Here is a 7,848-nt window from a genome sequence, read left to right on the forward strand (position 1 = left end):
GCTCAGCAACCACTTGTCGAAGTGAAGCAATCTAAATACCACAGAAGACAAGATTGCTTCGTCACTTCGTTCCTCGCAATGACAGTATGGCAAAAGTCATTGCAGAAGATGTCTTTTGAGACAACCTCTATATTATATTTTGTTCAAATTTTAACATTTAAGAATAATTGGTGATTTTGCAATATACTTTATATTCACAAATTAATAGTGATTAAAAAAATACTTTTTAAATTATTATATTTGTATTATATTATTGTATATGTACAATATTTTAATATTAAATATGCATGATATCATAAAACCATGTCGCCTATAGATTTAAAAATAAAAAGCAGGGATATTGATACTCTTATATCTGTTATTAAGGACAATAATCCTGAAATACATATTGAAAACATCAGAAAAGCATACGAAATAGCCAACGAAGCTCATAAAGATCAACAACGTTTATCTGGCGAACCATATATTGTGCATCCCATGGAAGTGGCCATAATACTTGCCAATCTTAAAATGGATGAAACCACTATTATTGCAGCATTACTTCATGATGTTGTAGAAGATACTCCAATCAACTTAGATAAAGTCAAAGAACTGTTTGGCGAAGAGGTGGCAACACTTGTTGATGGTGTAACAAAAATATCTTCATTAAAAAAACATACAAAACAAAAGGAACAGGCTGAAACACTGCGTAAGATGCTACTAGCAACTATTCAGGATGCCCGTGTCATTATTATTAAATTAGCCGACAAACTGCACAACATGCGCACTATTATGTTCCAGCCTGAATATAAACAAAAATATATTGCGCAGGAAGTACTGGATATCTATGCACCCTTAGCGGGGCGCCTGGGTATGTCTAAAATTCGTAGTGAACTGGAAGATCTGGCATTCAGAGTATTATATCCTGATGACTATAATGCTATTGTAGAGCATATAAAATCACGAAGAAGTGAACTGGAAGCATTCATTGATTCAATACGTAATGTGTTGCAACAACGATTAAAAGAACTCAATATTGAAGCTCAGATTCAGGGCAGGATTAAACATCACTATTCAATCTTTAAAAAGCTTCAACACGGAAGAACATTTGACGATATCTTTGATCTCAGGGCTATCAGAATTATTACCAATGAAGTAAAAGATTGCTATGGCATTTTAGGGATTGTTCATACGATATGGACTCCCATTCCTTCGCGGTTTAAGGATTATATTGCTGTACCAAAGTCAAACATGTACCAATCATTACATACAACAGTAATTGGGCCAGATGGTCATCCCTTAGAAATCCAGATTAGAACATGGGATATGCATGCCACTGCAGAAATGGGGATTGCTGCTCACTGGTTGTATAAAGAAGGCATTAAATCATTCAAGCCCAAATATAAAAATATTACAATTCTTAATAACATTCATGAATGGCAGAATGAAATCAATGACACCCGTGAATTTATAAAAGAACTCAAGATGGACCTATATGAAGACGAAATTTTTGTCTTCACTCCTAAAGGCAAAATTATAAAATTAGCCAAGGGCTCTACTCCTGTAGATTTTGCATATCTTATCCATACTGAAATTGGGAATCACTGTACTGGTGCAAAAGTCAATAATCAGCTTGTTCCTCTTAAAACTGAGCTGAAAAGCGGAGATATTGTTGAGATATTAACCAGCAAAAAAGGACACCCATCACCTGCATGGCTTAAATTTGTCAAATCATCAAATGCCCGATACAAAATACGAAACTGGTTACGAAAGAACTTAGAACCTGAAGACGAACATGCTGAAAAAGAGGAAAAGGAAAAAGAAAAGAAAGAAAAAATTGCCAGCGTCAGCATACCCGAAAAAGAACTTGTAAAACTTAAAAGCTATACCAACAAAAAGAAGGTTGGTATAACCATAGATGGCACCAATAATGTCATGATACGCCTTTCACAATGCTGCCAGCCAATTCCCGGTGATGATGTTGTGGGATTTATTACCAGAGGTAGAGGAATTACCGTTCACAAAAGAAATTGCCCGGCATTACAACGGTTGCAAAATGAAAGCGAACGCTTTGTAGATATACAATGGGAGCAGTCAGAAAGCACCTATCCCGTCAAGATTGCTGTTGAAGCAATGGATAGGACTAATTTATTGAAGGATGTTGCCGACGAAATATCTTTAACAAAAACTAACATTATCAAAGCGGAAGCTACCGTAGTTGCAAAAGATCAGGCATTGCTTAAATTTGTTCTTGAAGTAAAAAGCTTACATCATCTTAATGATATTATGAAACGCTTGAAACAGATAAAAAATGTAACAAGAGTATACAAGCTTAATGAAAAAGTAATTCTTAAATAAAAAATATGAATATTATACTTGGCTCTTCATCACCACGAAGGAAATATCTGCTTCAAAGCTTGTTTAATACCATAACTATCATTCATCCTGATGTTGAAGAAATACCACTTTCTTATGAAAAACCCCTGGATTTTGTTCAACGCGCATCCAGTGATAAGCTCAATACCATACGCACAAAGATATTCACCAACCCTTCCCTCGTCATAACCTGCGACACAATAGTAACTATCGACAATGAAATTTTAGGAAAACCTTCTGACTTTGACCATGCATATTATATGCTATCAAAATTATCAGGAAGAACACATCATGTCATTTCAGCAATAAGCTTGCTGTATAATAATAAAAACGATATTCGCCAGCATAATGATTATGAGATAACACAGGTAACATTTAAAAAACTCAATGAAAGCGATATTACAACATACTTATCTCATATACATTATAAGGACAAAGCCGGTGCATATGCAGCGCAAGAATATGGTACCATGATCATAGAAAAAACTATTGGATCAATTACCAATGTTATTGGCTTCCCATTACGTTGCTTTTTCAGGATGATAGCTGATATGGATATAATACAAAAACTTTTTCAATAATTTAAAATTTTAAGATTGACATATTAAAAAAACAGATTATTATTTATATTCATTGAATTTTAAAAATTTAAAAAAAAGGTACTATACTATGAAGCAGAGAAAACAATACATCATAAACAAAAAATTTCAGCTTAAGACCACATTTTCTGTCATTGCTATTGTTTTTGTCATAGTTGCTATAATAATTGCTGCTATAGGCGTCAACGCTGCAGCAAACAATAAGCGTCTTATTCATATCATTCAAATCCAGGATAATATAGTTGAAGCACTTATTGCATATTCACAATCTCCACACGATTCGGACCAGAAATTAGCAATACAGAATATTGCTAATGACCATGTAAACAACATTAACACGATAAAGAAAATCATTGAATTAAACAACATTCTATTAATCATCATTATTGCATTTGTCATCTTGCAGGGAATAATACTCTATTTTGTATTGATCCGCAAAACACACAAGATTGCAGGGCCTATCTATGTTATGTCAAACTATTTTAATGACATTATCAAAGGCAATATACCAAATCCCCGTCCTTTGCGAAAAAATGATGAATTACAGGATTTTTATGAATTATTTGTAAAAATGGTTGATGCTATACGATCACGGCAGGGAGAAAAATAATACAAATTTTACATAAATATTAATAAAAAAAGGGGCGTCCAAAAGGCACCCCTTTTTTATTATACAAATAAACTATTTATTCTACCATTTTTAAAAGATCTTCAACTATATCTGCTATATATTTATCTGTTGTATCTTTACAGTATACCGAATAACTCACTGGCGGTGATATTTTAGTTCGGTAGAGCTTGTAATAGTACGTGGTAAAAATCAGGTCATATTTCCCTTCATTTTTGCCAAAGAAAAACTCGCCAGCAATTGTTGTTGGCGCATCAGGGTCATACATTTTAACCGAATATCCATGTTTAAAACGATATACATCCCTGCCAGTTTTAAGTTTAGCCTTGAGTAATGGCAAAGAATACATTTTATATGAATAATTTACTGTGAAGATATCACCATATAGAATTTCTTTTTTTAACTCATCAATATTTTTATAAAACCCTGTTGTTGGTTTTAAAGGAGTAGTCAGCTTTTTTATTTCAGGAAAATATTCATATACTTCATCAGCCTTTCCATCACCATTTTTGTCTTTTGTAAGGCTAATAAGTTTTTCACTGCCGGTAAAGTCGCCTATTAACACTGATACTGTATTGCCTATACACTGCAAAACAAAATAATTTCTAAAATCTTCAGTAACAGGCATAAACTGCAACCGGTCTGGCGATATATCAGTTTGTATAAATTCATTGCTTTTAAATATTTGCTGGGAATAAAGATATGTGCCATACATGCAGAGGATAAGTACCAGAATAAATAAAACAAAATGTATATTTTTGTGTTTCATAATGATAACCCCACTGTTATGATTTTCATACCCTTTCACTATTTATTGTATTTCAAATAAATGTTGAAGTCAATAACAAAAAAATATTTTATTACTATTTTAAGTGTTTAATTTTATACATAATACATAACCTGTGCTAATATTAGCATATATCATAATTACGGAATCATCTCTATGCGAAGTTCAATGTTTTATATCATCTTCACAGCAATTCTGATAATCTATTGTGCAGCAAATTTTTACGTGCTGCACCGCATACAAAAACTGGTACCCCATCAGTATAAAATTTTGACTGCATCGTTTATAAGCATCCTTGCTCTTTCGTTTCTGGTTGGTAGAATACTTGAACGCTATACCGTTTGTGCAGCCAGTGATTTCCTCATCTGGATTGGGGCACTCTGGTTAGGTGTTTTTATATACTTATTTTTTGGGTTCATTATTGGCGATAGTATCCAGGGAATAGTGCATCTGTTTACAAAATCAGTTAATATTCAAAAGACAGCCTACTACATAGTCATTATTGTAAGTATAGTTATCGTATCTGCAGGATTTATTAATGCCCGAACACCTCACGTAAAGGAAATAACCATACATATTGATAAGCCTTCATCAATAAAGCACCTGAAAATTGCCTATGCCAGTGATATCCACTTAGGATCAATCATAGCAAATTCACGATTGCAGAAACTGGTAAACTACATCAATGCTATACAACCGGATATTATTATCTTTGGGGGTGATATACTGGATGAAGATATTAAGCCCGTTATTGAAAACAATTTAGGTGAGCTTTTAGTCAAGCTTAAAGCCAGATACGGCGTAATTGCGGTACCTGGAAATCATGAATATATTGGGGGGATACAGAATGCTATTAATTACATCAAAGATCATACTATTAAAGTTTTACGGGATGAAGTATATACCATTGGCGATATTCAGATAATAGGGCGTGATGACAGAAGCAAATTTGCATTTACAGGTTTGAAGCGCCTGCCCTTGAAAGAACTCATACAAAAGGTTGATACATCTAAACCGGTGATAGTCATTGATCATCAGCCATTTGCAATTTCAAAAACTGCATCATACCCTGTTGACCTTCTTCTGTCTGGCCACTCACATCATGGTCAATTATTCCCATTTAACTATATCACAAAAAAACTTTATGAAATCAGCTGGGGATACACAGTCATACATAATGCTCATGTGTATGTATCAAGTGGATATGGTACATGGGGCCCACCAATACGCACCAACAGCTATCCCGAGATAGTCATATTTAACGTATATTTTAAATAAAAGACTTTATCACCATTGTTGGACTACGTTTATATTATTTTTTTACTAAAATCTCTTGACACAAAGTTGAAACAGGTGTCTACCGTTAGCACATAAAATTTTCTTCATCAGGAGATATACTATGAAGAAGCTTTTAAAAATTGCTTTCTGGATTTTAATATCATTATTATTTGCCCTATCCTTTGCTATAGTCACACAGATTTACAATCCTCAGGAAAAAATTAATGCATTGTGGATAGTTACTGCAGCTGCCACATTCTATATGTTGGCATACCGCTTTTATGGTGCTTTTTTAGCTGCCAAAGTGCTATCACTTGATGAAACTCGTGTTACACCAGCCTATAGATTGAACGATAACACCAACTACTATCCCACAAATAAATGGGTACTGTTTGGACATCACTTTGCTGCAATAGCAGGTGCAGGTCCATTAATTGGTCCGGTACTTGCTGCACAGTTTGGATATCTACCTGGATTTCTTTGGATACTGATAGGCTCAGTAGTTGCCGGTGGCGTACATGACATGGTGATACTTGTTGCATCAATCCGCAAAGATGGTAAATCACTGGCTGAGATTGCTAAAGAGGAAATTGGGCCGGTGACCGGGCTTGCAGCTTTATTTGCAGTATTGTTTATTTTAATAGTTGCTATCGCCGGTCTTGGCCTTGTTGTAGTTAATTCTTTGTACAATAATCCATGGGGCACCTTCATCATAGCAATGACCATCCCTATTGCACTGTTTATGGGTGTATATATGAAATCCATACGCCCCGAAAAAGTTCTTGAAACATCACTTATTGGAATAGTGTTGCTCCTTATAACCGTAATTTATGGCAGGCATATTCTTGGAACAAGCATTGAAGGACTGTTTACATTAAATCAGCATAATTTAGCGATAGCCCTTGCCGTCTATGGCTTTATAGCAAGCGTGTTGCCAGTATGGCTCCTTCTTGCCCCTCGTGATTATTTATCCTCATTTATGAAAATTGGCGTCATACTGCTTCTTGCCATTGGTGTGGTTGCAGTACATCCTGATTTGCATCTTCCCGCGCTTACACAATTTATTCATGGCAATGGACCAATTATACCCGGCAAGCTTTTCCCATTTGTATTTATTACCATAGCCTGCGGTGCAATTTCAGGATTTCACTCACTTATTTCATCCGGAACCACCCCCAAGATGATAGAAAACGAAAAGTATGCACTTCCCATTGGTTACGGTGCCATGCTTACTGAAGGATTTGTATCAATGATGGCACTTATTGCTGCTGCAGTGCTTATTCCTGGTGATTACCTTGCAATCAACACTCACCTTTCATTTGATACACTTGCTCAGATGGGATTCCCGGTAGACAAAATCAATGACCTGTCAAAACTTGTTGGCATTGATTTAGCAGGCCGCCCTGGTGGTGCTGTTTCACTTGCGGTTGGTATGGCGTATATTTTTTCATCTATACCTTTCTTAAGCCATTTGATGGCATACCTGTATCAGTTTGCCATCATGTTTGAAGCACTTTTTATTTTAACCACCATTGATGCGGGTACCCGTGTTGCACGGTATGTGGTTCAGGAATTGGGTGGCTATGTATATAAACCATTTGGTGAATTACGGTCACTTTCAGGTAATATTATTGCAAGTTTGCTTGTTGTTATAGCTTGGGGCTATTTTATTTACACGGGTTCTGTACAAACAATATGGCGAATGTTTGGCACAGCAAATCAGCTTTTAGCCATGTTAGCATTATGCATTGGTACAACCGTCATTATTAAAATGAATAAGGTTAAATACATATGGGTCACACTGGTACCAATGCTTTTTATGCTCAGCACCACATTTACCGCAGGCATAACACTCATAGTTGAATATATTCCTAAAGCACTTTCATCACAACCTGACTCATATAGTTTTATGATTAACATTGTTTTACTAGGGCTGATGATTCTTTTAGCTTTGTTTATCGTATTGGATTCTGTGTATAAATGGTATGGATTTATTACCGGAAAACGCCCCATTGAAAACAGTAAAGGACAGCCATCACAGTATTCAAAAGAATTTCCAAAAATGAGTGATTAAATGATTACATGCCCAAAAAACATGTAACAATACCTTTCTTTATACCACATTCTGGTTGCAGGCATCGATGTGTGTTCTGCAACCAGATCTACACCAGTAACACGCGATCTCTTCCCGATGAAGAATA

General features: G+C 35.2%; 6 protein-coding genes. 5 read left to right on the forward strand and 1 reads right to left on the reverse strand.

All coding sequences use genetic code 11. The features are described 5' to 3' along the window. Positions 1–303: 303 nt before the first annotated feature. The 3 genes from AB1444_01910 (at position 304) to AB1444_01920 (ending at position 3,564) form a co-directional block, all read left to right on the forward strand. Positions 304–2,337 (forward strand): bifunctional (p)ppGpp synthetase/guanosine-3',5'-bis(diphosphate) 3'-pyrophosphohydrolase, encoded by a 2,034-nt coding sequence (locus AB1444_01910; protein ID MEW6525407.1) that lies wholly within the window; start codon positions 304–306, stop codon positions 2,335–2,337. 5 nt (positions 2,338–2,342) lie between these two features. Then, entirely contained in the window at positions 2,343–2,936 is a 594-nt protein-coding gene (locus tag AB1444_01915; protein ID MEW6525408.1) for a Maf family protein, read from the forward strand. Positions 2,937–3,024: 88 nt separating this feature from the next. Further along, a complete protein-coding gene (locus AB1444_01920; protein ID MEW6525409.1) occupies positions 3,025–3,564 on the forward strand; it encodes a hypothetical protein in 540 nt (179 codons plus the stop codon). 76 nt (positions 3,565–3,640) lie between these two features. Here the strand turns inward: AB1444_01920 and AB1444_01925 are convergent, their stop codons facing one another. Beyond that, positions 3,641–4,351 carry a hypothetical protein gene (locus tag AB1444_01925; protein MEW6525410.1) on the reverse strand — a complete coding sequence of 237 codons (711 nt, stop codon included), beginning with the start codon at positions 4,349–4,351 and terminating at the stop codon, positions 3,641–3,643. A 174-nt stretch (positions 4,352–4,525) separates the two neighbouring features. On the opposite strand from AB1444_01925, the gene AB1444_01930 reads away from it, so the two are divergent. Continuing rightward, positions 4,526–5,647: a metallophosphoesterase gene (locus tag AB1444_01930; protein ID MEW6525411.1), complete on the forward strand. Its 1,122-nt coding sequence runs from the start codon at positions 4,526–4,528 to the stop codon at positions 5,645–5,647. Between the two features lie 220 nt (positions 5,648–5,867). Then, entirely contained in the window at positions 5,868–7,721 is a 1,854-nt protein-coding gene (locus AB1444_01935) for a carbon starvation protein A (GenBank protein ID MEW6525412.1), read from the forward strand. The last annotated feature ends 127 nt before the right edge of the window (positions 7,722–7,848 follow it).

It is taken from the genome of Spirochaetota bacterium, assembly GCA_040756435.1.
GTDB lineage: Bacteria > Spirochaetota > UBA4802 > UBA4802 > UB4802 > UBA4802.

Coding starts and splice junctions, on each gene's coding strand:
- AB1444_01930 (MEW6525411.1), top strand. CDS start 4,526: ATGCGAAGTTCAATGTTTTATATCATCTTCACAGCAATTCTGATAATC.
- AB1444_01920 (MEW6525409.1), top strand. CDS start 3,025: ATGAAGCAGAGAAAACAATACATCATAAACAAAAAATTTCAGCTTAAG.
- AB1444_01910 (MEW6525407.1), top strand. CDS start 304: ATGTCGCCTATAGATTTAAAAATAAAAAGCAGGGATATTGATACTCTT.
- AB1444_01925 (MEW6525410.1), bottom strand. CDS start 4,351: ATGAAACACAAAAATATACATTTTGTTTTATTTATTCTGGTACTTATC.
- AB1444_01915 (MEW6525408.1), top strand. CDS start 2,343: ATGAATATTATACTTGGCTCTTCATCACCACGAAGGAAATATCTGCTT.